Source organism: Streptomyces sp. NPDC007896 (genome assembly GCF_042959425.1).
Lineage (GTDB): Bacteria > Actinomycetota > Actinomycetes > Streptomycetales > Streptomycetaceae > Streptomyces.
The window spans coordinates 285586-308137 of record NZ_JBIBKX010000007.1 but is presented as its reverse complement, the minus strand read 5'-3'; the positions used below and the strand labels follow the sequence as shown (position 1 = coordinate 308137).

21 protein-coding genes and 5 pseudogenes are annotated in these 22552 nt (G+C 69.6%); 10 read left to right on the top strand and 16 right to left on the bottom strand.

Annotated features, from left to right (window positions below; genetic code table 11):
• Positions 1 to 83: 83 nt before the first annotated feature.
• The gene (locus ACFZDJ_RS24110; protein WP_391061303.1) at positions 84 to 935 is read right to left on the bottom strand and encodes a helix-turn-helix domain-containing protein; all 852 of its coding nucleotides are present in this window, start codon (positions 933 to 935) and stop codon (positions 84 to 86) included.
• A gap of 96 nt (positions 936 to 1031) precedes the next feature.
• Here ACFZDJ_RS24110 and ACFZDJ_RS24105 point away from each other — a divergent pair, with 96 nt between their 5' ends.
• Positions 1032 to 2498, top strand: a complete 1467-nt coding sequence (locus ACFZDJ_RS24105) for an amidase family protein (RefSeq protein ID WP_391061300.1) — start codon at positions 1032 to 1034, stop codon at positions 2496 to 2498.
• A gap of 12 nt (positions 2499 to 2510) precedes the next feature.
• Here ACFZDJ_RS24105 and ACFZDJ_RS24100 read toward each other — a convergent pair whose 3' ends face one another.
• From ACFZDJ_RS24100 to ACFZDJ_RS24080, 5 genes are all read right to left on the bottom strand, one after another.
• Positions 2511 to 3524 carry a helix-turn-helix domain-containing protein gene (locus ACFZDJ_RS24100; RefSeq protein WP_391061298.1) on the bottom strand — a complete coding sequence of 338 codons (1014 nt, stop codon included), beginning with the start codon at positions 3522 to 3524 and terminating at the stop codon, positions 2511 to 2513.
• A 54-nt stretch (positions 3525 to 3578) separates the two neighbouring features.
• A complete protein-coding gene (locus ACFZDJ_RS24095; protein ID WP_391061706.1) occupies positions 3579 to 4223 on the bottom strand; it encodes a methyltransferase domain-containing protein in 645 nt (214 codons plus the stop codon).
• A gap of 179 nt (positions 4224 to 4402) precedes the next feature.
• Positions 4403 to 5686, bottom strand: coding sequence for an MFS transporter (locus ACFZDJ_RS24090; RefSeq protein ID WP_391061295.1), 1284 nt, complete (start codon positions 5684 to 5686; stop codon positions 4403 to 4405).
• Positions 5687 to 5840: 154 nt separating this feature from the next.
• Positions 5841 to 7232, bottom strand: coding sequence for an amidohydrolase family protein (locus tag ACFZDJ_RS24085; RefSeq protein ID WP_391061292.1), 1392 nt, complete (start codon positions 7230 to 7232; stop codon positions 5841 to 5843).
• A 151-nt stretch (positions 7233 to 7383) separates the two neighbouring features.
• Positions 7384 to 8139: an Atu4866 domain-containing protein gene (locus tag ACFZDJ_RS24080; protein WP_391061289.1), complete on the bottom strand. Its 756-nt coding sequence runs from the start codon at positions 8137 to 8139 to the stop codon at positions 7384 to 7386.
• Between the two features lie 298 nt (positions 8140 to 8437).
• Between ACFZDJ_RS24080 and ACFZDJ_RS24075 the strand changes: the two genes are divergently transcribed.
• Together ACFZDJ_RS24075 and ACFZDJ_RS24070 are read left to right on the top strand one after the other, a co-directional pair.
• Positions 8438 to 8722 (top strand): Atu4866 domain-containing protein, encoded by a 285-nt coding sequence (locus tag ACFZDJ_RS24075; protein WP_391061286.1) that lies wholly within the window; start codon positions 8438 to 8440, stop codon positions 8720 to 8722.
• 152 nt (positions 8723 to 8874) lie between these two features.
• A pseudogene (locus tag ACFZDJ_RS24070) lies at positions 8875 to 9252 on the top strand (SDR family oxidoreductase); the annotation flags it as partial.
• Between the two features lie 224 nt (positions 9253 to 9476).
• Here the strand turns inward: ACFZDJ_RS24070 and ACFZDJ_RS24065 are convergent.
• Positions 9477 to 10193, bottom strand: a pseudogene (locus ACFZDJ_RS24065) (helix-turn-helix transcriptional regulator); the annotation flags it as partial.
• A gap of 225 nt (positions 10194 to 10418) precedes the next feature.
• Here ACFZDJ_RS24065 and ACFZDJ_RS24060 point away from each other — a divergent pair.
• The 3 genes and pseudogenes from ACFZDJ_RS24060 to ACFZDJ_RS24050 all read left to right on the top strand — a co-directional run.
• On the top strand, positions 10419 to 11246 hold the full coding sequence (locus tag ACFZDJ_RS24060) for an IS5 family transposase (protein ID WP_391061283.1): 828 nt from the start codon (positions 10419 to 10421) through the stop codon (positions 11244 to 11246).
• Positions 11243 to 11665 carry a hypothetical protein gene (locus tag ACFZDJ_RS24055; RefSeq protein WP_358384484.1) on the top strand — a complete coding sequence of 141 codons (423 nt, stop codon included), beginning with the start codon at positions 11243 to 11245 and terminating at the stop codon, positions 11663 to 11665. Before ACFZDJ_RS24060 ends, ACFZDJ_RS24055 begins: the two co-directional genes overlap by 4 nt.
• Positions 11666 to 11697: 32 nt before the next feature.
• A pseudogene (locus ACFZDJ_RS24050) lies at positions 11698 to 12052 on the top strand (MFS transporter); the annotation flags it as partial.
• Between the two features lie 188 nt (positions 12053 to 12240).
• Here ACFZDJ_RS24050 and ACFZDJ_RS24045 read toward each other — a convergent pair.
• Positions 12241 to 12690, bottom strand: coding sequence for a hypothetical protein (locus ACFZDJ_RS24045; protein ID WP_067385658.1), 450 nt, complete (start codon positions 12688 to 12690; stop codon positions 12241 to 12243).
• Positions 12691 to 12948: 258 nt separating this feature from the next.
• Positions 12949 to 13668 carry an SDR family NAD(P)-dependent oxidoreductase gene (locus ACFZDJ_RS24040; protein ID WP_391061280.1) on the bottom strand — a complete coding sequence of 240 codons (720 nt, stop codon included), beginning with the start codon at positions 13666 to 13668 and terminating at the stop codon, positions 12949 to 12951.
• Between the two features lie 88 nt (positions 13669 to 13756).
• Here ACFZDJ_RS24040 and ACFZDJ_RS24035 point away from each other — a divergent pair, with 88 nt between their 5' ends.
• On the top strand, positions 13757 to 14365 hold the full coding sequence (locus ACFZDJ_RS24035) for a TetR/AcrR family transcriptional regulator (protein WP_101419474.1): 609 nt from the start codon (positions 13757 to 13759) through the stop codon (positions 14363 to 14365).
• A gap of 84 nt (positions 14366 to 14449) precedes the next feature.
• Positions 14450 to 14761, top strand: coding sequence for a hypothetical protein (locus ACFZDJ_RS24030; protein WP_391061277.1), 312 nt, complete (start codon positions 14450 to 14452; stop codon positions 14759 to 14761).
• Positions 14762 to 14845: 84 nt separating this feature from the next.
• On the opposite strand, the pseudogene ACFZDJ_RS24025 reads toward ACFZDJ_RS24030, so the two are convergent.
• Together ACFZDJ_RS24025 and ACFZDJ_RS24020 are read right to left on the bottom strand one after the other, a co-directional pair.
• A pseudogene (locus tag ACFZDJ_RS24025) lies at positions 14846 to 14959 on the bottom strand (transcriptional regulator); the annotation flags it as partial.
• Between the two features lie 174 nt (positions 14960 to 15133).
• Positions 15134 to 15487, bottom strand: coding sequence for a helix-turn-helix transcriptional regulator (locus tag ACFZDJ_RS24020; RefSeq protein ID WP_101416083.1), 354 nt, complete (start codon positions 15485 to 15487; stop codon positions 15134 to 15136).
• A 169-nt stretch (positions 15488 to 15656) separates the two neighbouring features.
• Here ACFZDJ_RS24020 and ACFZDJ_RS24015 point away from each other — a divergent pair, with 169 nt between their 5' ends.
• On the top strand, positions 15657 to 17003 hold the full coding sequence (locus tag ACFZDJ_RS24015; RefSeq protein ID WP_391061274.1) for an aldehyde dehydrogenase family protein: 1347 nt from the start codon (positions 15657 to 15659) through the stop codon (positions 17001 to 17003).
• A gap of 508 nt (positions 17004 to 17511) precedes the next feature.
• The gene (locus tag ACFZDJ_RS24010) at positions 17512 to 18624 is read left to right on the top strand and encodes an alkene reductase (protein ID WP_390929626.1); all 1113 of its coding nucleotides are present in this window, start codon (positions 17512 to 17514) and stop codon (positions 18622 to 18624) included.
• A gap of 339 nt (positions 18625 to 18963) precedes the next feature.
• Here the strand turns inward: ACFZDJ_RS24010 and ACFZDJ_RS24005 are convergent.
• The 5 genes and pseudogenes from ACFZDJ_RS24005 to ACFZDJ_RS23985 form a co-directional block, all read right to left on the bottom strand.
• Positions 18964 to 19399 (bottom strand): annotated as a pseudogene (locus ACFZDJ_RS24005) (transcriptional regulator); the annotation flags it as partial.
• A gap of 59 nt (positions 19400 to 19458) precedes the next feature.
• Positions 19459 to 19899, bottom strand: a complete 441-nt coding sequence (locus ACFZDJ_RS24000; protein WP_390929628.1) for a DUF5994 family protein — start codon at positions 19897 to 19899, stop codon at positions 19459 to 19461.
• A gap of 33 nt (positions 19900 to 19932) precedes the next feature.
• Positions 19933 to 20934, bottom strand: a complete 1002-nt coding sequence (locus tag ACFZDJ_RS23995) for a fatty acid desaturase (RefSeq protein WP_391061271.1) — start codon at positions 20932 to 20934, stop codon at positions 19933 to 19935.
• Between the two features lie 353 nt (positions 20935 to 21287).
• Positions 21288 to 21782 carry a hypothetical protein gene (locus tag ACFZDJ_RS23990; RefSeq protein WP_391061268.1) on the bottom strand — a complete coding sequence of 165 codons (495 nt, stop codon included), beginning with the start codon at positions 21780 to 21782 and terminating at the stop codon, positions 21288 to 21290.
• 354 nt (positions 21783 to 22136) lie between these two features.
• Complete coding sequence (locus ACFZDJ_RS23985) at positions 22137 to 22343, bottom strand: hypothetical protein (protein ID WP_390929634.1); 207 nt, start codon at positions 22341 to 22343, stop codon at positions 22137 to 22139.
• Between the last annotated feature and the right edge of the window lie 209 nt (positions 22344 to 22552).

The window sequence follows — 22552 nt, the reverse complement described above, 5'->3', positions numbered from 1 at the left end:
GGCGCTACCGGCCTCGCGCCTGCCGGGCGCAGACTGTCGAATGCAGACCGTCGGGTTCAGATCGTCGAATGCTGATCGTCGGGTCAGGACTTGGACAGGTACTCGGGGGCGGCCCACGCGACGTCGTCGACCGCAAGCCACGGCGCAGCCGCAACGGCCGTGGGCGTCACACCGGCGAAGGCCATGACATCCCGATGGAGGTGGGACTGGTCGACGTAGCCGATCTCCGCCGCCACCCGTGCGGCGCTGTGCCCCGCGGCCAGACGGTGGGCCGCGTGGTCGAAACGGACAAGCTGAGCAGCGCGCTTGGGGTGGAGACCGATCTGGGCCCGGAACCGGGACCACAGTCGCTTACGGCTCCAGCCGACCTCGGCTGCCAGCCGCTCGACCCGAACCCCTCCCAGGTTCGTCACCATCTGCCGCCACACGAAGGCGACTTCGGGCTCGATCGCTCGGCCTGCCTCGTGTCGTCGAACGAGCGCCGCCTGCGCGATCGCGAACCGGTCGTCCCATGACCTGGCAGCGCGCAGTTGCTCTTGGGTTCGCGCGGCATCGCGGCCCCAGAGGTCGTCGAGGGAGACCACCGTCCCGCCCAGCTCCGAAGAGACGCCCAGCACGGCGTGCGCGATCACCGGCGACAGCCGCACCTGCAGGCACTCGATGTCACGGCCGCGCCCTCGAACGCCGCTGGGCACGAGTCCGACGACGACACTGCCGCTCTGCTGCCGGCCGTTGCTGTCGTCGACGGTGAACGGCTCGTCGCCCAGGCTGACGGCCACCGTGACAGCCGGGTACGGAATCACGCTCAGGTCGAAGAACTCCGTGGTACGAGCGCTGAATCCGGCCATGCTGACCCCTGGCAGCAGGCCGGGCCCGGACGGGGTGGCGATGTCCCACACCGCCGCAGCGTCATGAGCCGACTCGGCGGATCGCATGTCGCCAAGCTACGCGACATTCGTCCAAGACGGGATAGCGGAGGCGCGACGACACTGACGGCTTCTGCAAGCACCGCGGACCAGAAGGGACCGCTCGTGACGCTCTCGCCGATTGACCCGTTCAACCCGTTCGACCCGTTCGACCCGTTCACGCCGGCCGTCGAACTCGCCGCAGCCATACGACGAAAGGAGGTGAGTCCGGTCGAGGTGGCCGACTGCTATCTCGAGCGGATGGACGAGCTCGACCCCCGGCTGAACGCCTTCTGCCACCGGGCCGACGACGACGTCCGCAAAGCCGCGGCTGCCGCGGCCGATGCGGTGGCGCGGACCCCGTCGGCCGAAGACCTCCCGCCGTTCCTCGGCGTCCCGCTGCCGATCAAGGACCTGCTCGACGTGGCCGGATGGCCCACCACCCATGGGTCCGCCGGTGCCGGTCGGGCGCCGGCCGCGGCATCGGACCCGGTCGTGCAACGGTTCGTGGACGCGGGGTTCATCCTGCTCGGCAAGACCACCACGTCCGAGTTCGGTGCCCTGCCCTTCACCGAGAACGAAGCCCTGGGCATCTCGCGCAGCCCGTGGGACCCGGATCGAACGCCGGGCGGATCGTCGAGCGGAGCGGGCGCTGCCGTCGCCGCCGGGATGGCGCCCATCGCCCACGCCGAAGACGGCGGCGGGTCGATCCGCATCCCCGCGTCGTGCAACGGTCTCGTCGGGCTCAAACCCACCCGCGGCCTGGTCACCAACGCGACCGTCAGCGTCGAGGGTCTCGGCACCAGCGGCGTGCTCACCCGCACGGTGGCCGACACCGCGGCCGCCCTCGATGTGCTGGCGCGCCATGATCCGGCCGCGTGGTGGTCACCCCCGACCCCGCACGGGTCCTTCGCCACCGCGATGCAGACGGACCTGCCGACCGGGCTGCGGATCGGTGTGCTCACGGCCTCCCCTATCGACGGGATACACGTGCACCCGGCGTGTACGGAAGCCGTCACCGTCACTCTTCGGACGCTCGAGTCGGCCGGTCACGACATCGTCGACACTCGCCTTCCGCTCCCCCCGACCGACGAGCTGGTGGCGGCCTTCACGACCATCTGGAACATCGGCGCCAGCGGAGTCGCGCTGGCGGATCCGGACCGGGTCGAGCCCCACAACCGTGCCCTGCGGGACGCGGCACGATCGATCGACTCGTGGTCCTACGCGGAAGGGGTGCGGAAGACCCAGCAGTTGTCGCGGCGCATCGTCGAGGGCTTCCTCGCCGGCTTCGACCTCCTGGTCACGCCCACGATGGCGTGTCTCCCGCCGCTCGTCGGAGCCTGGCGTGCAGGCACCGACGCCGATCCCCTGATGGCACTGCGGAACAGCTACCCGATGGGTGTGTTCACGTCGGTGTTCAACGTGACAGGCCAACCGGCGATCTCCGTCCCCGTCCACCACGACGACGCCACCGGCTTGCCCGTCGGCGTCCAGATCGTCGCCGCACCGTGGCGGGAGGACCTCCTGCTCCAGGTATCTCGCACCCTCGAACTGGCACACTCCTGGACCGATCGACGCCCGCCCGTCAGCTGAGTGGGGAGGGAGTCAGTCCACAGGGGATTGGCTGAGCATCTGCTCCCGCTGGGAGAGTGCCTGGAGCCGGTATTCCTTGGGGGAGAGCCCGTAGGCGGTGCGGAAGGCGCGGGTGAATTCGGAGGCACGGGGGAAGCCCCAGCGGGCGGCGACCGCGTGGATCGGCGTGGTGCGCAGCGAGGAGTCGGCCAGGTCGCGGCGGGCGCTCTCCAGCCGCCGGCGGCGGATCCAGGCCGCGACCGTCTCGCCCTGCGACTGCTGCTGAAAGATCCGGTACAGGTAGCTGCGGGAGATGTGGTGCGCGGCGGCGATCGCGGGCGGCGTCAGCTCCGGGTCGTGGAGGTTCTGCCGGATGAACGCCTGGATGCGTTGTGCTGTGGCCCGCTGGCGGGTCTCCTGCGGAAGGGCGGCCTCTGCGTCCAGTACCTGGGCGAACCAGGCCGACACCAGGTCGAGTACGACCGTACCCAGGCGTGGCGCGTCGGAGGGCTGAAGGGTTTCGGCCTGCCGGTCCAGGCCAACGAGGAACTCGGTCAGCAGAGCGCCGGTACCCTCCCGCCCCGACAGCCCCCGGCCCAGCAACTCCCGGACGCGGTGCGGCGGCAGGGGCAGCAACGCCTTGGGGAAGTCCACACCGACCCCCTTGACGGCTCGGCGATCCCGGTCGTCCGCCGGCCGGAGGTCGTACGGCCGCGAGCCGTCGACCATGTGCAGGTCACGCGGGCCGAACGTGTCGGTCCGTCCGGCGTGTTCGAGAGCCAGTCCTCCATCGAGCAGCAGCGTCAGGTGGTACAACTCGGGGTCGGACCGTCGCACCATTTTTCCGCTCCGCCGGTAGCGGGTCGGCAGGAACGACGACGGCCATACGGTCACCGGCCCCAGCTCCATCAGCCGGTACTCCGCCCAGTAGTCGGCGGTGTGGGCACTGATCAGGTCACTCGATCGCGTCCGGCCGACCAGTTCCCGCCAGTACTCGAACCTGTCCTCCGCAGGCACGTCCTCGCTTCGGAACACGGTCCCGATCATTCCGTCTCATCTCCCCTGGCCCCAAGACCGTGGCCACCCATGTCCACACCTGAGCTACTTGCCTGCGCGCATCAGCAGATGGCCATGGCGGAACTGGCGTTCCTCCTCGCGCGGCGTACGCAGCATCCGGCCGACCTCGACGAACCCGGCTTCACCGGCCAGCCCCGCGAGTTCGTCGATCGGCCATCGGTACGCCGTCACCACTTTGTGGTCGAACGCCGTGACCGGCTCGCCCTCCGACTCGAAGAAAGCGAGCGAGAGGTGGCCGTCAGGCGCGAGTATCCGCCGGAACTCAGCGAAGTACGAGGGCACCTCCTGCGGTGGGGTGTGGATGACCGAGTAGTAGGACACGATGCCGTTCAGCTTGCCGTCGGCCAGGTCCAGGGCGTCCATGGAGCCGACCTCGAACCGCAGGTCCGGGTATGCCTCGCGGGCGAGATCGATCATCACCGGCGACAGGTCGACGCCGAAGACGTCCAGTCCCAGGTCCCGCAGGTGTGCGGTGATGCGTCCCGGGCCGCATCCCAGCTCCGCGACGGGCCCGGCGCCGGTGGTCCGTACGAGGTCGGCGAACGCGGCGAGCATCGCGCGATCCAGCGGAAGAGCGTCGAGGTCATTACGGAAGAGTTCGGCGTAACGGACTGCGACGGCGTCGTAGGCATCCGCTGTCGCACCGAGGTGCGAGGAGGGCCCGGTCACAGAGGAGGGTTCAGTCACAAGCGAGGAGACTAGCTCGTCGCGCGGGGCCATCTCATCGAGGGCAGACAGGAGTTGGTAGAAGCCCTGTGCCATGCGGAGGGGTCACGGGGGGGGTGGCAATGCCCAGGCGGCGGCCTTGCTGTGCGGGATCGGGGGTGGGCCGGCGGTCCGGCTCCGGGTCATTGGGTGCGGTGGTGGCGGAGGGCCGGCAGGGCCAGGAGGACGCCGAGGACGAGCGCGGCGGCGACGACGCGCAGGATGCCGCCGAAGCCGAGGCCGGTCAGCGCGCCAGTGAGCTGCGGGCCCAGGCTGGCGCCGATGAACATGCTGCATCCGTAGAGGGCGACGGCCGCGCCGCGGGCGTGCGGGGCCGTGGCGTTGATGGTCTCGACGACGGCGGGTGCCGCTGCCGCGACGGCTGCCACGAACAGGAGCAGGGCGAGGGCCAGCGGCACGGTGTGGCCGCCGAGGAAGGAGCCGGCCGCGACGGTGAGGGCGGCCAGCGCGAGGGCGAGGACCGCGCGCAGGGGTGCGGCCAGGCGCTGGAGCACACGGGCGAGCACGGGGATGGCGACCAGGGCGGGCAGCGCACTGGCTCGCAGGGCGAGGATCGCGGAGGAGTTCCCGGCGATGCCGGCCGGCCCGGCGATGGCCACCGCCGTGTAGACGGCGACGAAGGAGGCCATCAGGGCCACGGTCGACAGGTAGAGGGCGACCATGCGCGGCCGGCGCAGTAGTCGCGGCATCGCCGCGAACGCCTGGCTCAGGCCGCCGCCGGTGCCGTGGCGGAGGGTGGGCCGCAGGACGCGGCGCACCGGGATCAGGCTCAGGGCCATGAGGGCGGCGCCGAGCCAGAAGACGGCGCGCCAGCCGAGCCCCTCCGCGACGGCCTGGGCGCCGATCTGCAGGAGCACGGCGGCGGCGAACATGCCACTGGTGATGCAGGTCAGAGCCGTGCCGCGACGCTGTGGCGCGATGTGGTGGACGACGTAGGAGAGCGCGGAGGGCGCGAAGGTCGCTGCGGTGAGTCCCTGCAGGCTGCGCAGGGCGATGGCCGTGGGGAGGTTGGGGGCGGCGCTGACCGCCAGGGTGGCTGCCGTGGAGGCCACGAGCCCGGCCGTGATCACGGCGCGCGAACCGTAGCGGTCCGACAGCGGACCGGCCAGCAGAAACCCGGCGGCGTAGGCGAAGCCGAACGCCGTGGCCGTCCAGGTGACCTGCTCTGGTGTGGTGCCGAGCGCGGTGGCCATGGGATGCAGCAGGGCCAGGACGGTGTACATCTGGCCGACCATCAGGACGCCGAGTGCGGTCAGCAGCGCGATGGTCGGGGCGGCGGGCGCCCAGGAGGGCGGCTGGTCCGGGGTGCTGGGCGCGGCTGTTGTGTGCCGGGGGGACGTGGTGGGAGTGGTGGGAGTGGTGGGAGTGGTGGGAGTGGTGGGAGTGGTGGGAGTGGGGTGGGACATGGGAACTCCAGAGGGGGGCGTCTGGTCGCCGCCCCGCGTTTTTGCGCGCGGCACGATCGGCCGATGGCACCACCGAGATCGGGTGGGTGCCCCCGGCCGTGGAAGGAACGGCCGGGGGACGATGGAGGGGAACGGTCGGGTGGCGGGGAGATGCTCAGGCGGCCGGGGTGTTCAGGACGTACTCGCGCGAGGCGTGCACCTCGCTGCGCAGGGCGGGCAGGTTGACGTCGAGGACCTGTCCGTTCCACTTGCGGGGCTCGCCGTTGATGAGGACGGCGGTGATGTTGCGGGCGTCGGAGCCCAGCACGAGGGTGCCGATGGGGTCGTTGAGGGGCATGTTGTTGAGGTCCTCGGCCTGGACGACCAGCAGGTCGGCCTTCTTGCCCGGGGTGAGTGAGCCGGTGACGCCGGCCAGACCGTTGGTGCGGGCGCCCTGGAGGGTGGCGAAGTCGAGGACGTCGTGGGTGGTGATGCGGGAGGGCTGCTGGTCGGTGCCGTAGACGGCGTTGACCGCGCGCATCCGCTGGATGGCGTGCAGGGCGCGCATCTGCGTGAACATGTCGCTGGCCAGGGCGACTTCGACGTCGATGCTCAGGCCGGGGCGGATGCCGACGGACAGGGCCTCGTCGACGGCGGGGATCGCGGTCTCGAGGCCGATCTGTGCGTCGGACGTGGGGGCAAGGGCGACCGTGGTGCCGGTCTCCCCCATCGCCTTCCATGCCTCAAAGGTCAGTCCGGTGGAGTGGATGAGGGTGACGTCGGGGCCGAGAATGCCGTCCTTGGCCCAGCGCAGGACCGCTTCGGAGGAGGAGGTGCCGAAGACGGCGTCCACGCTCACTCCGATGCCCAGGTCCTTTGCCACGCGGGCGAGTTCGGGACCGTAGGCGAGGGCCGGTCCGGCGATCTCGTCGGTGGCCAGGGTCGCCAGGCGCAGGGTGAGCAACTGGTCGTCGCTGCTGAAGTACTGGTCCTTGAGGCGGGTCAGGTCGCCGGGCCACTGCCGGTCCCACGCGCCGAAGTGCGGTCCCATGGAGGCGTGCACGCCGCGGATGCCGGTGTCGAGGAGGGCCTGGATGGCGGCGTCGGAGTGCTCGCGGGTGCGGGAGTTGTGGGAGAAGTCGAGCATGGTCGTGATGCCGCTGTCGATCGCGGTCAGCGCGGCCAGCCGGGTGCCGATGTACATGTCCTGGGGCCGGTAGACCGTGGCGTAGCCGGCCAGGGTGGCCATGACATAGCCGCCGAGGTCGTCGACGTCTGGCATGATCCGGCGCAGCTGGGCCTCCCAGGCGTGCCGGTGGGTGTCGACGAAGCCGGGGGCGAGGATCGTGCCCGTGGCGTCGACGACCACGGCGTCGCCCGCGCTCAGGCCGGGGCCGACCGCGGTGATCGTGTCGCCCTCGACAAGAAGGTCGCCTTGGTCGATGACACCGAGGCCGGGGTCCATGGTGACGATGGTCGCGCCGGTGAACAGGATGCGCCGCCGGTCGGCGGGCCGACGCCGGAGCTCTTCGAGCACGGCGGCACTGGTGGTGACGTTGGCGTTCATGAGGGGTCTTGTCTCCGTAAGGGTGAGAGGGCCGGGAGGGTAAGGGGGCCGGGACGGTAAGGGGGCGGGGAGAGTGGGCGGCCGGAAGAGTGGGCCGTACGCCGGGGAAGGGGGAAGGCGGAGAGGGCGCGGAGGGCGACCGGAGGGAGGGTCAGCCCAGCTTCATGACGTAACCCGCGTGGTGGAGTTCGTCGCCCTGGAACTCTCCGTAGGCCCAGAAGCCGAGGTCGTCCAGGTAGTCGATGCGGTCGCCGTCGATCCAGTACCGGCCCTGGTAGGCGTGCGAACGGCCGCCCCGGGTCTCGTCGTAGCGGCCGTCGGCGGTGAGCTCCTGGTGCAGGAAGTCGTTCTTGTCGATCCAGACGCCGACGCGCGGGCTGCCGGTCAGGTCACCGGAGGCCGGGATGCCCGCCTCGGGGGCGGTGGCCCGGCCGGGGACGTCGGTGCCGGCCCACAGGACGGGCCGGCCGGACGCGACGAGTGCGCGGACCTGCTCCGGCCGGGTCATGAGTGTGGCCACCGCGCTCGGCACGTCGGCGGCGAGCGCGTCGGGCACCACCAGGAAGTCGGGGGTGTTGCCCGGGGTCAGCGTCGCGACGTACTCCGAGCGGTGACCACGGCCGCCGGCCAGCGCGACGGTGTCCACGACCGCGGGGGCGATGGTCATGCCGGTGCAGTCGACGACGATCGCGTTGTCGTCCTGTGCCGCGGTGACGATGGCGGGGCCGACCCCTACGACCAGGGAGCCGACGAACAGCAGGTCGGCGCCGGTCATGGTCCCGATCAGCGGGTCCATCGTCAGGATGCGGGCGTTGGTGAACAGAACGGGACGCCCCTCGTCGTTCGAGAGGATCTCGTCGAGGGCGTTGGAGTTCCAGCTCACGGTGACGGTGTCGGTGATGCTCATTGCATGCTCCCCAGTGGAGTCGGCGGCTGTTCGGCAGCCACTGCGGCTGCCTGACCACCAGGTTCGTCTCGCGATGGCATCGGAACCAGGCCGCCGTGTCCCCAGGTGTCAGGCACCCACCATCCGTCCAGCCGCGTGCGGCGGAGAGGGCCTGGGGCGGTCTCGGGCGGCCCGCACCGCTGCCGCACCGCACGAAGAGCCCGGATGCTCGCGATACTGGGTGCGCGGCACCCAGGAAGCCCTCACCTGGGGAGACCGCGGCCTGGTTGTCACCGGCCGCCGGGCGGACCGTAGAGCCATGACCAGCAACGACACGCCCCGCGACCCGCACCCGTATGTCGGGATGTGGGTGACCGCGGACGGCTTCATCCGCCAGGAACTGCTGCCGAACGGCCGCTACGACGAGGCCCGCGGCAACCGTCAGAGTGCCTACACCGGCAGCTACGCCGTCACCGGCAACCACCTCGACTACGTCGACGACACCGGCTTCACCGCGACCGGCGACATCCGCGACGGCGTTCTCTTCCACGAGCACCTGGTGCTCTACCGCAAGGGCGACGAGCGCGCCCGGCGGCGAGCCTGACCACGACCGAGATCCACAGTTCGGCCTCTGCACCCTCCGAACCTTGTTCACCTCTTGACTGGCGGCCGACGCGGTTCGAGCAACGACTCGCCGCGTCGGCTGCTGTCCCGTGAAAGGGGTCTGGCCATGAACATGCCCATGCCTATGACAGCGGCATCGCGGCTGCTCTGCCCCTCATACAGACCCAGCACCGCGGGCACTTCATCAATGTCGCCTCGATCGGCGCCCACCAGGTCTCCCCGACCGCAGCCGTCTACAACGCCACCAAGCACGCCGTGTGGGCCATCTCGGAAGGTCTGCGCCAGGAGGTCGGCGGCGACATCCGTGTCACCACCCTCTCCCCGGGCGTGACCGAGTCCGAACTCGCCGAGTCCATCTCCGACCCGGAGGGCCGCGAGAGGATGCGTGCCCACCGCAGCGTCGCCATCCCGGCCTCGTCGGTCGCGGCGGCGATCGCGTTCGCCATGGACCAGCCTGCCGGTGTCGACGTCAGCGAGATCATCGTCCGTCCCACGGCCGGCCAGACCTGAGCGGTTCGCTTACCTCGTCCCCGTATCCGTATCCGTATCCGTATCCGTGCGCGCCACGTCGAAGTCAGGTGTCGCTGAGAGCCCGGCCGGATGCTTCCTGCCGAGTCCGTGCGGATTCCCCGCGGTCGGCCCGGGAACGGAGTTCCGCGAAGGCAGTCGCGGTGGAAACTGGCGGGCTCGGCCTGGTAGACGACCAGTTGCTGATGCGGAGCACCGTTGACCGTGAATGCCGAGAACTGGATCTCCAGAGCACCGACCTCGGGATGTGCGAGGTTCTTCGCCTGCTGGGTCTTGCCCTTCACCTCGTGCCGCGCCCACAGCTCGGCGAATTCCGGGCTCTTCGAGCAGAGCGCGTCGACGACCTCGGTGATCCGCGGGGAATCGGGGTCGTATCCGTAGGCCGCGCGGATTTCAGCGACGCAGGAGTTCGCGGCCCTCTCCCAGTCCCGGTAGAAGCTGCGCCCGGCCGGGTCGAGGAAGACCATGCGGGCCAGGTTGTCGAACCGCTGGAATCCGCTGTGCAGGACCGCGGCGAGCGCGTTGTGCGCCAGGACGTCCAGGGCAGGTCCCAGAACGAAGGCGGGGGTGTCGGGCCAGCTGTCGAGCAGCCGGAGGAGCTGGGGGCTGATCCTGTCGTGCCCGGCGGAAGTACTACGGCGCTCCTGAGGTGCCCTGGTGAGTCTGCGCAGGTGGTCGAGTGCCTCGTCGTCGAGGTGGAGGGCGGCGGCGACCGCGTCGATCACCTGCGGCGAGGGGCTGGTCTCGCGGCCCTGTTCCAGACGCATGTAGTAGTCGGAGCTCACACCCGCGAGCATGGCGACCTCCTCGCGGCGCAGCCCCGGTACCCGCCTGCGGCCGTGCTCCGGCAGACCCACGTCCTGCGGCTTGAGCGCTTCACGCCGTGCTCTGAGGAACTCTCCCAAAGGAGTGCCGTCGCTCATGAACCCCACCTCATCATGATCCGGGTCATGGCCTCATTCTCCTTCGCGTCCGCCCAGGTGGGGAGTCGTGATCCTGGCCCTGGCACACCCAGGAAACACCGGGCCGGCTCGTACGCGGTCTCAGAGGGCGGTATGCGAGTTAGTAGGTGATTTGTCGTCACCTGATTGTGTGGGGCTGCGGCAGTCCAGCCGGTTGGCGGGCTCGGGCGTGCTGGGCTGACCACCGTGAGCGAGCGCAAGCCCTACAAGACCGACCTGTCCGACGAGCAGTGGGCGCTGGTTGAACCGGTGATCGCCGCGTGGAAGGCCGCGCACCGCTCGGTCAGAGGCCATCAGGGCCGGTACGAGATGCGGGAAATCGTCAACGCGCTCCTCTACCAGGGCCGCACCGGCTGCCAGTGGGATCTGATTCCGCACGACCTGCCGCCGCGCGGCGCGGTGATGTACTACTTCACCAAGTGGCGCGACGACGGCACCGACCGGACCATCCACGACCTGCTGCGCTGGCAGGTGCGGGAGAAAGCCCGGCGGAAGGCGGACCCGAGCCTGGTGGTGCTCGACACCCAGAGCGTGCACGCGGCGGCCGGGGTACCCGCGGAGTCGACGGGGTGTGATGCGGCAAAAAAAGTACCGGGCCGCAAGCGCGGCCTGGCCGTTGACGTGTTGGGCCTGGTGATCGCGGTGGTGGTGCTCGCCGCGTCCGTGCACGACAACGCCGCCGGCATCGCGCTGCTGGACAAGGTCGCCGCCGACACCGACACCGTTCAGAAGGCGCTGGTCGACCAGGGCTTCAAGAACGCCGTCGTCGCGCACGGCCAGACGGTGGGCATCGAGGTGGAGATCGTCGAGCGCAACCCGGGCCAGGCCGGGTTCGTGCCGATCCCCAAGCGGTGGATCGTGGAGCGCGCCTACGGGATCTTGATGCTGCACCGCAGGCTGGTGCGCGACTACGAGCACCTGCCGCGCAGTTCGGAGTCGCGGGTGTACTGGGCGATGACCGCGGTGATACTGCGCCGGCTGACCGGGGCCACCGCTGCGGCCTGGCGCGCATGACCGGCGGAGAGCTGACCCTCGGGGCGGTGCTGGTGCGGTTGGAGGAGCGGGAACGGGAGATCACTGCGCAAGCCGACGCGACGAGGGAGCAGATCGCGCAGCTGACCGCACGGCTGGACGAGCTCGGCCGGGCCGCCGAGGAGGTCCGGATCACCCGCAAGACGCTGCTGGAGCTGCCCGATCCGCAGCCGCCCGCGGCGCCGGCCCCGGAACTGCCGGACCATCCGGCCTACCAGCAGATCATGGCGGTGTTCGCCACGGCCGACGCGCCGCTACGGGCGCGGCAGGTGTGCGAGGCGATGGACATGGAGATCGCACCCAACAACATCAACAACACCCGCCTGAAACTCAAGCGGCTCGCCGAGCGCGGAATCCTGGTCGAGACCGAGCAAGGCTTGTTCACCCAACCGCGGCCGTAGCCGCCCGGCGACGCCGCAACCAGCGCACTTGCCCCTCCCCACTGACCGGCCGGCTCGTCGACCGGTACGGCCGTACGCCGATAGCCGCAGCCTCCGGCCTCACCCTCCTCGTCGCCGGAATCACCGCCGCCGCGGCGCCTGCCGCGGCTGGGCTGGAACCTGGGCCTCGTCTCCGGCACCGCGATGATCACCGATGCCGTGCCGCTGGCCACCCGCGCCAAGACCCAGGGCATGGTCGACGTCTCCATCGCCATCGCCGGCGCCACCGGGGGCTTCAGCTCCGACCTCGTCGTCTCCGCCTCCGGCTGCCCCGTCCTCGCCCTCACCGGCGGCATCCTCGCTCTCGCCGTCCTCCCCGCGATCGCCACCAGTGCGAGCAGCCGGTGACCCGGCCTGCCCCGTCGGGGGGAGCCGGCCGCCCTCACCGTCGACGGCACCGGGCACCGGCGTCCACGTCTTCGCCAGAACCTCATCCGCCCGATGCTGAACTCGACAGAGACCGCCAACCCGTCCTCTGCGGCCTCCAGCCAATGGAGGCGGTGCGGTGGATCAGCTGCGGTGCCACGCCGGTGCGGTCACTTCCAGTCGCTGTTCGATGGCGCCGTCGCTGTTGGCTCCGTTTCTTGGGCGGCCGCTTGCTTGTGCTCGATGAGGGCCGTGGTACCGGCTACCACCGCAGAAAGAGCCACGGCGGCGGACAGCATGGCCGAGGTACGGCTGACGTCGCGCCGCAGGCCCGCAGCCAGGAAAGCGGCGGCATCGACCGAGTCCATGACGATGTTCACCGCAAGAAACTGCTGCTGCTGGGGCCGGGTGAAACTGTCCATCCGTTGCAGTCCAAGCCCGAGAGCAGCGTTGCGGATCGCGAACATCCGCGAATAAGGGATCGCGGGGGTACCGCTGGCCGTGAGCTGGAAAACCCGCGCGGCCAGCCGCGGGGTGAACAAGTGGGTGGCCGCGACGATGAAGCGCCCGGTCGTCAGCGCTCTGCGGGAAGGAACCAGGTGGAGGGGGAATTTGGACATGGAGAATCCTTTCAATCCGGAACGGGCCGGTCAGTTGTTCAGGAGGTGGCGGGTCAGGAATTCGACCTGGTCCGCAACGACGGTGTCGAACGCCGGCAGGCCGCTCATCCTGGGACGCTTCAGCGCGAGTCGGGGCGGGCGAGGCCCGAAGCGGCGTCGAGGCTGTCGATGGCGGTTCGGGTCTCGGACACCGCGGCGGCGATCGCGGCGGCGGCCTGCCCGGCTTGTTCGGGTGTGGGGGAAGGATTTCTATGGGGTTCAGAGCTCGGCGACGACGCGTCGTAGTGTGCCCGGCGCGATGCGCAGCATGGCGGGCATGGCTTTCGTCTGACCGGGGAATGCCATGTTCCGCCTCCGCCGAAGAGCTTTCATCGTGACCGCCGCCACCTGTGCGGGAGTCAGTTTCTTCCCCGTGGCTTCGGCGTTCATGGGCGTGTCCGTGGACGGTGGGAGGACCTCGAGGACATGGGTGCCTTTCGGGGCGAGTTGACGGCGCAAGCCGTCCGCGAAGCCGTGCAGGCCGGCCTTCACCGCGCCGTGGGTAGGCGCGCGAGTGGGCGAGACCAGAGCGAACCCCGAGGTGATGAATACGATCGCGTCGGGCGATGGCCATCGCTCGAGCACTTCACCCGTCAAGTGGATGGGGGCGGTGAGGTTCAACGCCACCTCGTCATCGAGAGTCGCATTGGGGTTCTTGCCGGCGGCGTAGTCTCGTTCCTCGAACGTGCCGGCGTTGTTGACCAACACGTCCAAACGCCCGAAGCGATCAGCGACTGCTCGCAGCAACGCTGCCCGGTCAGCTGCGTTCGTCACATCGGCTCGCACGGCCAGCGCCTGCGGGTGTGCCTGCGCGAATCGGTCAAGCGCAGCCTGCGAACGCCCGCAAACGACGACAGACGCCCCGAGCTCCACGAAGGATTGCGCGAGGCTCAAGCCGATGCCTGAGGTTCCGCCCGTGATGAGCACGTTCTGTGACATAACGCTGCCTCTCCGTATACCGTACTGATTGGTACGAAACACGTTAGCACATCCGTACCGATCGGTATCGAAGGGGTAGGATGAAGACATGTTCTCGACGACACCGGTCCCTCGTGGCAGGCCTCGCGCGTTCGACATCGACGAGGCACTCGATCGTGCAGTCCTGGTGTTCTGGTCAAAGGGTTTCGAGGGCGCCAGCCTTGACGACCTCACCGAAGCGATGGGTATCAGCCGCCCCAGCCTGTACAGGGCGTTCGGCAGCAAAGAAGACCTCTTCTACAAGGCGCTGGAGCGGTACACCGAGGGCTTGACCTCCTACTTCGCTCGAGCTCTGGCAGAGCCCACAAGCGGAGCAGTGGCTACTGCTGTGCTCCACGGAACGGTCGAGGCGGCAACCACGCCGGGACTCCCCACGGGCTGTCTTGGCGTGCTGGGTGCGTTGGCTACCGGGGATGAGAGCCGCCAAGTCCGAGACGCACTCATCGCATGGCGCGAGGAGGGGATAGCCCACTTGACGCGCCGGTTTCAACAGGCGGTGGACGCCGGTGACCTTCCGCCTTCCACAGATCCTCATCTTCTTGCGCTCTACCTGAGAACAGTCGCCAATGGGATTGCCGTCCAGGCCGCGAGTGGTAGTTCCCGCCCTGAGCTGCTGCAAGTCGCGAACCTCGCGTTGGGCAGCTGGCCAAAGCTGTAGTCAGCTAGTTAGCCCGGGATCTGCGCACGTACTTCGACTTTCTGTGGTTCGCGCGAGGCCGGCGTTGACTGGCGCGACGCGTCCATGGATGACCGGGCGGCGTACGAGTGGTGGCGTCGTCGCGACGAGCGTGGACCTCGTCTGCAGGACACGAGCTGGGACCGGGAGGTGTCCACGGTCAACGGGCTCACGGAACCGCCGCGACGGGTGGAGGAGCTGCGGGTGCGTCACCTGGAGCGGTACCTGATGTCGACGCGGCAGACGTGCGGGGAGAAGTCATCCCGCCGGAACCTGTACGAGGAGGCCATCCGCCAGCCGGCCCTCGAAAACGACGCCCTGTGCAGCGGCGCCGCCGTTCTTCCACTGCCCACCCGCAGCACGCCCGCGCCGTCCTGAATCCGGCACTGCCCCCGGAGGCGTCTGGCGTGCGAAGGGACGCTGGGCGTGGCGCGCAGCCAACTACCGATGATCAACTGTTCATCAAGCCGTGCGTGCCGGCGGCATCCCGGCTCCCGCCCTTGTCGCGTCGGTGCCCCAGCTGGCCAGCAATCGTAGTGCCTCCGCCGACGGGGAACCGGGTTCGGCGTAGTACGTCGCCTCCGTGTAAGCGGGTACGTCGGGGCCGGTGGCGTATCGCCTTGCTGGGGCACCGGTTACTGCCGCTCGGCGCACGGGGTGTTGTTCGACGTGATCGAAGCCGGCCGCAAGCTGGACACCTGGCTGCGGTGGGTCCGGTTCGTCGCGGCCGCGGAGGGGCGCCCCGGAGCGTTAGGCGCTCTCGGTGCTCGTGTAGGGCTCCACGCGGCCGACGCTCTCCTTGAGGACGAGGTCGAGCAGTCCGGGGAAGCGCTGGTCCAGATCTTCCTTGCGCAGGGTGTTGAAACGTCGGGTGCCGACATCGTGCTGCCGGATGAGACCGGCCTCGCGCAGGACGCGGAAGTGGCGGGTGAGTACGGACGCGGTGACGTCCTGCGTGAAGCCGCTGCAGGCCAGGCCAGGGGAGACGGAGAGGGTGACGACGATGGTGAGCCGGGTCTCGTCGGTCAGCGCGCTCATGATCTTGAAGAGGTCGAGGTCGTCCGTGTCGGGGTGGACGAGGGGGGATGAGGTGCGGCTGGCCATGAGGAAAGAATAACCCTCACCTCATGTTCGCGTCTACGCGTACATGGGTTACAGTGAAGGCACGGATTGCCCCTTCATCCGTCATCCACCGGGTTGCCCATCACCGGTACTACGGCATGCCACGAACGTCTTTGACGGCGCGGCCTGCATCAAGAACGGAGCACACCCCATGACCACAACACAGGCGACCGAGTCGAGGACGCACCGGACGGAAACGGCCGCGGAGGCGGTCGGCCGCCTTCGTGCGACGTTCAACACCGGCGTCACCCGCGGCCTGGACTGGCGCGTCAGCCAGCTGCAGCGGCTACGGGCCCTGCTGGTCGAGAACGAGCAGGAACTGATCGAAGCCCTCTGGGCGGATCTGAGGAAGAACCCCGCCGAGGCCAAGACGCAGGAGATCGACTTCACCGTCGCCGACATCGACGAGGCACTGGCGAACCTCGAAAACTGGCTTCAGCCCCGCCCGGTGGAGGTTCCCGCCCACTTCGGTCCCACGACCACGGCCTACACCACGTACGACCCGCTCGGGGTCGTCCTGGTGATCGCTCCGTGGAACTTCCCGCTGCACCTTCTCATCGACCCCATCATCGGCGCGCTGGCCGCCGGGAACACCGTGGTGGCCAAGCCGAGCGAGATGTCGGTGCACACCTCGGCGGTCGCTTCACGACTCCTGCGTGAGTACTTCGACGCCGATGTGCTCACCGTGGTCGAGGGAGGCGCCGAGGAGACCACGGCCCTCCTGGCACAGCGCTTCGACCACATCTTCTACACCGGCAATGGCACGGTCGGCCGGATCGTCATGGCCGCGGCCGCCAAGAACCTCACCCCCGTCACGCTCGAACTCGGGGGCAAGTCGCCGGTCTTCGTGGCGCCCGACGCCGACGTGGAGGAGACCGCGAAGCGGCTGGTGGGCGCCAAGTTCGGCAACGCGGGGCAGCAGTGCATAGCCCCCGACTATGTCCTGGCCGATCCTGCCACCGCCGCCGCACTGGTTCCCGCCCTGCGTGCGGCGGTCGACACCCAGTTCGGCACCAGCCCGCAGACCGCGGCCGACTTCGGCCGGATCATCAACGAGCGGCATTTCGACCGGCTCACCCGTCTGCTGGACTCCGGCCGGGCGGCGGTGGGAGGCCGGCACGACCGCGACGACCTGTTCATCGCACCGACGGTACTCACCGATGTCGACCCCGCGTCGCCGGTCATGCAGGAGGAGATCTTCGGTCCGATCCTCGCCGTCGTCGAAGTCGAAGACCTCGACGCCGCCATCGCCTTCATCAACGAACGCGACAAGCCCCTCGCGCTCTACGCCTTCACCACGTCCGAGGCCACCAAGTCGCGCCTGGTGAACGAGACGTCCTCCGGCGGCGTCGCCTGGGGCCAGCCGGTGATGCAGCTGCTCATGACCGGCCTGCCGTTCGGTGGCGTCGGCGAAAGCGGCATGGGCCGGTACCACGGCCGGTATTCCCTCGAGACGTTCAGCCACCTCAAGGCCGTCGCGGACGTCCCGCTCAACTAGCCTCGCGCTTTCGTGAAGCAGGCTGTCCGATGGGCGATCGGCCGGCGGACGTGCCTCAGGCCGGTGAGAATGAGGATCGCTGAGATCGCTGTTCCCACCCCCGCCGCAATCGCGTTCCAGGCGAAGCCGTGTATCGGTCCTCATCGCGGGGGCGCGTCAAGGGAGTCGGCCGCGGCGCGCGCTGCAGACACCGATCCGTACCGACTCCGGCGGCGGCACCCAAGACTTCGTCACCTGGCCGGCCGCTGATCGTGCGCAAGGAGCGAACGCCCGTACCCCGGCGGGCAGTTGCACTTGACCGGCGTCGACACCGACGCCGACGGCATGCGGCTCTCACCGCGTTCGCCGCCAACACCACCCACACCCCGATCGCGGTCCTGGAACCGCGTCACCGCCGGCGGGCCCGCGCCTGCCCGAGGACCGCATCCGCGCCTGCCCCGGGACAGCCTGGACCCCCTGCGCCGCAGACATTCATCCCCTCTCCCTCCGTATCACAGAAAGAAAACCCATGCCTGTCAACACTTCAGAAGCTTCGCCCGTTCCGTCGCTTTTCTCCCCCGTCGCACTCGGGAAGATCGAGCTCACCAACCGCATCGTCATGGCACCGCTGACCCGGGTCCGCGCCGGCTCCTCCGGCATCCCCGGGGACCTCATGGTCGAGCACTACCGGCAGCGGGCGAGCGTCGGAATGATCATCACCGAGGGCACCTACCCCGACCACGCGTCACAGGGGTATGTCGGTGAGCCGGGCATCGCCACCGACGAGCAGGCGGCCGGCTGGCAGCGGGTGTTCGAGGCGGTGCACGCCGAGGGCGGCCGCATCGTCCTGCAGATCATGCACGCCGGCCGTGGCACCCACCCCGACATCAACGGCGGCCGCCGCATCCTCGCCCCCAGCGCGATCGCCATCGACAATAAGACGTTCACCGAGAAGGGCGAACAGCCCTACCCCGTACCGGAAGCGATGACCACCGCAGAGATCCGGGCAGCAGTGGAGGACTTCGTCACCGCGGCCCGCCGGGCCATCGAGGCGGGAGCGGACGGCGTGGAAATCCACGGCGCCAACGGCTACCTGCTCCACCAGTTCCTCTCCCCGGCGGCCAACCAGCGCACCGATGGATACGGCGGCTCGCCGAACAACCGCGCCCGCTTCGTCGTCGAGGTCGTCACGGCCATCGCCCAGGCCGTCGGTGCCGATCGGGTCGGGCTGCGGATCTCGCCGGAGGTCGACTTCGGGGACGTCTTCGAGACCGACCGGGACGACGTCCTGGCCACCTACGGCACCCTGCTCGACCAACTGCGCCCGCTGGGCCTGGCCTACCTCTCCGTACTGCACACCGAGCCGGGCGGCGACCTTGTACAGGAGCTGCGGCGGCGCTTCGACGGCAAGCTGATCGTCAACAACGGCCCCTTCGGGGGGCAGACCACCCGCGAGCAGGCGCTCCAGCAGATCGAGGCCGGCCACGCCGACGCCGTGGTCGTGGGCCGGGCTCTCATCGCCAACCCCGACCTGGTCGAGCGCTGGCAGGGTGGCCACCCGGAGAACGAGCCGCGGCCGGAACTGTTCTACGGGCCGGGCGCCGAGGGCTACACCGACTACCCCTTCCTCGAAGCGGCTTGAGGCCCACGGTCACGCCTGTCCATGCGGCAGCCCCACTCACCCATGGACAGGCGCCCGACCGGCGACACTGTGCCCGCCCCTGTGAGCCCGCGGTCACACCGGCGATCACGCCCCGCTGCGGGCACGGCAGGTCTGCGAGGCAATGGACATGGAGATCGCGCCCAACAACATGAACAACACCCGCCTGAAACTCAAGCGGCTGACCGAGCGCGGCATCCTGGTCGAGACCGAGCAGGGATTGTTCGCCCAGCCGCGGCCATAGCCGCCCGGCGGCCCTCCGAGCAGCCTGCCTACCCCAGCCGACAGGGCAATACAGACATCAAGTCACGTACCGCCCTCTCAGTCGGTGCCCATCGTGGTGTCCTGCGCGGGGACTGGGCCGGCGCTCAGCGAGCCGAGCAGGGCGAGGGCGTCGGCGGACGTGCTGCCCGGTTCGGCCTGGTAGACGATGAGCTGCTGGGTAGGGGCGCTGTCGACGGTGAACGCCTCGTAGTGCAGTTCCAGGTCGCCGACCTGGGCGTGGTGGAAGAGCTTGGCCTCGCGGGTCTTGCCGCGTACGTCGTGGCGGGCCCACAGAACGCGGAAGTCGGCGCTCTTCATGGACAGTTCACCGACGAGCTCCCGCAACCGCGGATCTTCGGGGTCGATGCCGGCCGCCCGGCGCAGGGTGGCCACACTCGATTCGGCGGCCCGGTCCCAGTCACGGTAGAAGTGGTGCGGGTGTGTCGCTCCAGGTGTCGAGGAGTCGCCGCAGGTGCGAGGCGACGCGGCCGACGTCCTGCTCCTGGGGAAGGACCTCGGAGTGCTCGCCCGGGGCTGGTGCGACAGACGCCGTCAACGGACAGCGGTTCCCAATCCCCCGCTGTCCTTCACGACGGTGTCCACACTGTCCATGAGCCGCATGGCCTCCGCCTCCGTGGCCGTGGGCGGTACCACCAGCAGGTCCCACCGGCCGCGGCCGGGCGCCAGCAGGCAGACGGTGGACGGGGTGCGCTGCTGGGTGTGCGTCCGGCTCAGGCGTACCACTTGGTCCGCGACGAGCTGCCGCGCCGGGAACGGGGACCATACGGCCCCGTCCACCAGAACGCTGCTGACCTGCCCCCAGGCCTGCGGCAGTCCGGCCAGCAGCCGGGGGAGTTCGGACGTCAGGTCGGGCGAACGGGGCCACCAGGCGCCGTCGATGCGCCGGGGCATGTGGCCCTGTGCCGGCTGGGCCACCAGGCGCAGGCGGACGGCGGACGATGAGGAGAGCGGGGGCGGCGGGGCGAGTGTCATGAGAACTCCTGAAGGGGACGCGGTCGGTCGGGTTCACGCGCGGCGGGCGGCGATACGGTCCGGGGTCGGCCAGCGCACGTCCCTGACCCAGCCGAGGCGTTCGAAGAGGCGGATGGCGGCGGCGGACGGGTCGAGCTGGCCGCGGTCGACACCGTGCCGGGCGCTGGTGGGGTCGGCGTGGTGGAGGTTGTGCCAGCTCTCGCCGAAGGAGAGCAGAGCCAAGGGCCACAGGTTGGTGGCACGGTCGTGGCGACGGGTGCGGAACGGACGCTCACCGATCACATGGCAGAGGGAGTTCACGCTCCAGGTGACATGGTGGAGCAGAGCGATGCGGACAAGTCCCGCCCACAGCAGGGCGGTCAGGGCCGACGTCCAGGTGCCGCCGATCAGCAGGCCCGCGGCGAAGGGCAGGGCGACAGTGAGCACACACAGGACCGGGAAGGCCCGGGACACGGCCCGGATGTCGCGGTCGGCGACGAGATCGGGAGCGTAACGCGCCGTGGACGTGGGGGCGTTGCGGAACAGCCAGCCGACATGGGCATCCACCAGACCCCGCAACTGGCCGCGCACGGACGCGCCGTAGCGGTACGGAGAGTGCGGATCGCCCGGCCGGTCGGTGAAGGCGTGGTGGCGACGGTGGATGGCGACCCAGCCGATCACGTCGCCCTGGAAGCTCATCGACCCGGCCACCGCGAGCGCGATGCGCAACGGCCGTACGGCTCGGTAGCTGTTGTGGGTCAGGCCCCGGTGAAAGCCGACCGTGACGCCGAGGCCCGTGACCGTGTAGAGCACCACGGCGAGCAGGACATCGACGGGTTGGATCAGGCGCCCCCACAGCAACCAGCCGGCCAGGCCGAGTGCCAGGAACGGCAGGAAGACGATCAATGCCGTGATCGCCAGGGACAGCCGCTCGCTGCCGGTGCGCTCGGGGGCCGTTCCGTCTCGCGGGAAGGGTGCCATCCCGTCGTACTCCGGGGGTGGGAGGGTGCTTTCCGGCGCGGCTGCGGACGGGGAACGGAGGGACTGGAAAGACATGGGCGGTCCTTGACCTCGGTGACGACAGTGCGGCCGGGGTCTTGGGCTGCGCCTCTTCGACGGTGGATGCGAACGGCATCGCTGAAAGCGGATGCGTGTCGCACGGGCAGTGGATACGTGGGGCTTACGTAGGGTTTCGACTGGCTTCGACGATGGAGGTGGGCGGCGGGGCCGTCAAACGGTCTCGCCTTGGTGGGTGCGATCGGCGGGCGGTCTACGGGAGTCGCGCCAGGAGCGGAGCGGACCGGCGGCGTGCGAGGTGTCCACTGCGAGCAGCACGTGCTGCTCGCGGGGTGAGCTTGTCCCGTTCGCCCTGCGGGACCAGTTCCGCGCCTGGCGGGTGATCGGGGTGGTCAGCGCTGATGCCGGGCCTCCCGCATTTCCTCGGTGCCGCTCTGGTCGCGGGCTGCCGCGTGCATACTGCGGTAGCCCTGGACGACGTAGGCGTGGTGAACCGAGAGGGCGGCCAGCTGCTCCTCGAACTGCTCACCGTCCGGGAAACCACGGTCTCTTGCCAGGCGCGCCAACAGCGCATCCGCCTCGGTGACCGCCTTCTGCGGTGAGCCGACGAACTGTTCCTGGACGGCGGCCCACTGAGCCACGTACTGCTCGCGGACCTCGGGCGACAGCGGCTGTTCCTGGAGGGAGCCGTGGCGCCGCACGCGCTCGCCCAGTTCCCGCTCCGCAGCCCGGACATCACCGTTTTGAAGGGCGACGGCACGCTCGTACTCGGGCCCGAACCGCCACTTCAGCCCGCGCCCGCCGCTGCCCCGGGCTCGCCCACGTCCGGTGTGGAGGAGAGCGGCCAGGCCCATGACGAGCACGGCGATGACTACGACGGTGATCATGACTGCCCTCTTCGGCTCTCGGTTCGCAGGTCGGTCCGCCTCGTTGCCGTCAATTCCTGTCGGTTCATTGAGCGTCGGTGCCTGCCGGGTGGCACCCACGCGAACCGCGGGGTGGGATCGGGCCCCGAATATGGAATACGGTCGATGGTGCCGGTGGCCGCCACGGCTGCGTCCACGCCGACGAAGCCGACAATCCCGAAGACCGGCGGAAGGAAAGGGATCCAGAGCGGCACGGCCGGGCCTCCACACGGTCACAGGGACAGATCCTGCGTTCCGCGGGGGCCGGGCGAAGCGGAAGGTGGAAGGCTTTGCCCGGAGATATCCGGAGCGATGCAGCCCCACACCTGCTGTCAGTCAACGCCTGGCCACTTCCTTTGTCAACGTCACGTCGACACGCGAGAGTTCCGGGGGCTGGGCAGAGGCCGCTGGGGTGAACGGAGCCTCGGCGGGGGCTTCGACCGGTTCGGCCGACAGCAGAACATGGTCCTCCCACCAGGACAGGCCCATGACGGTGGCGAGCAGGACGAAGGGGGTCGAAGCCGGAACGATCAGCGCGTACATGCGTACCGCCTGCGGTGGAATGCGTGCGACGCGGCGGGCAGTAGATCGCTACCCGCATGGGGCGCATCGAGGCTGCGTCTGGATCGCGTAGCGACGGCGAGTGCGGGAGCGGCCCGTTGGTGGCGGGGCAGGTTCCGACACTGATGCGCGAGGTGCGCCCTCTAAGGAGCGCGAGAGGTGATCGACGCTGCCGGGGGCACGGGCCGCAC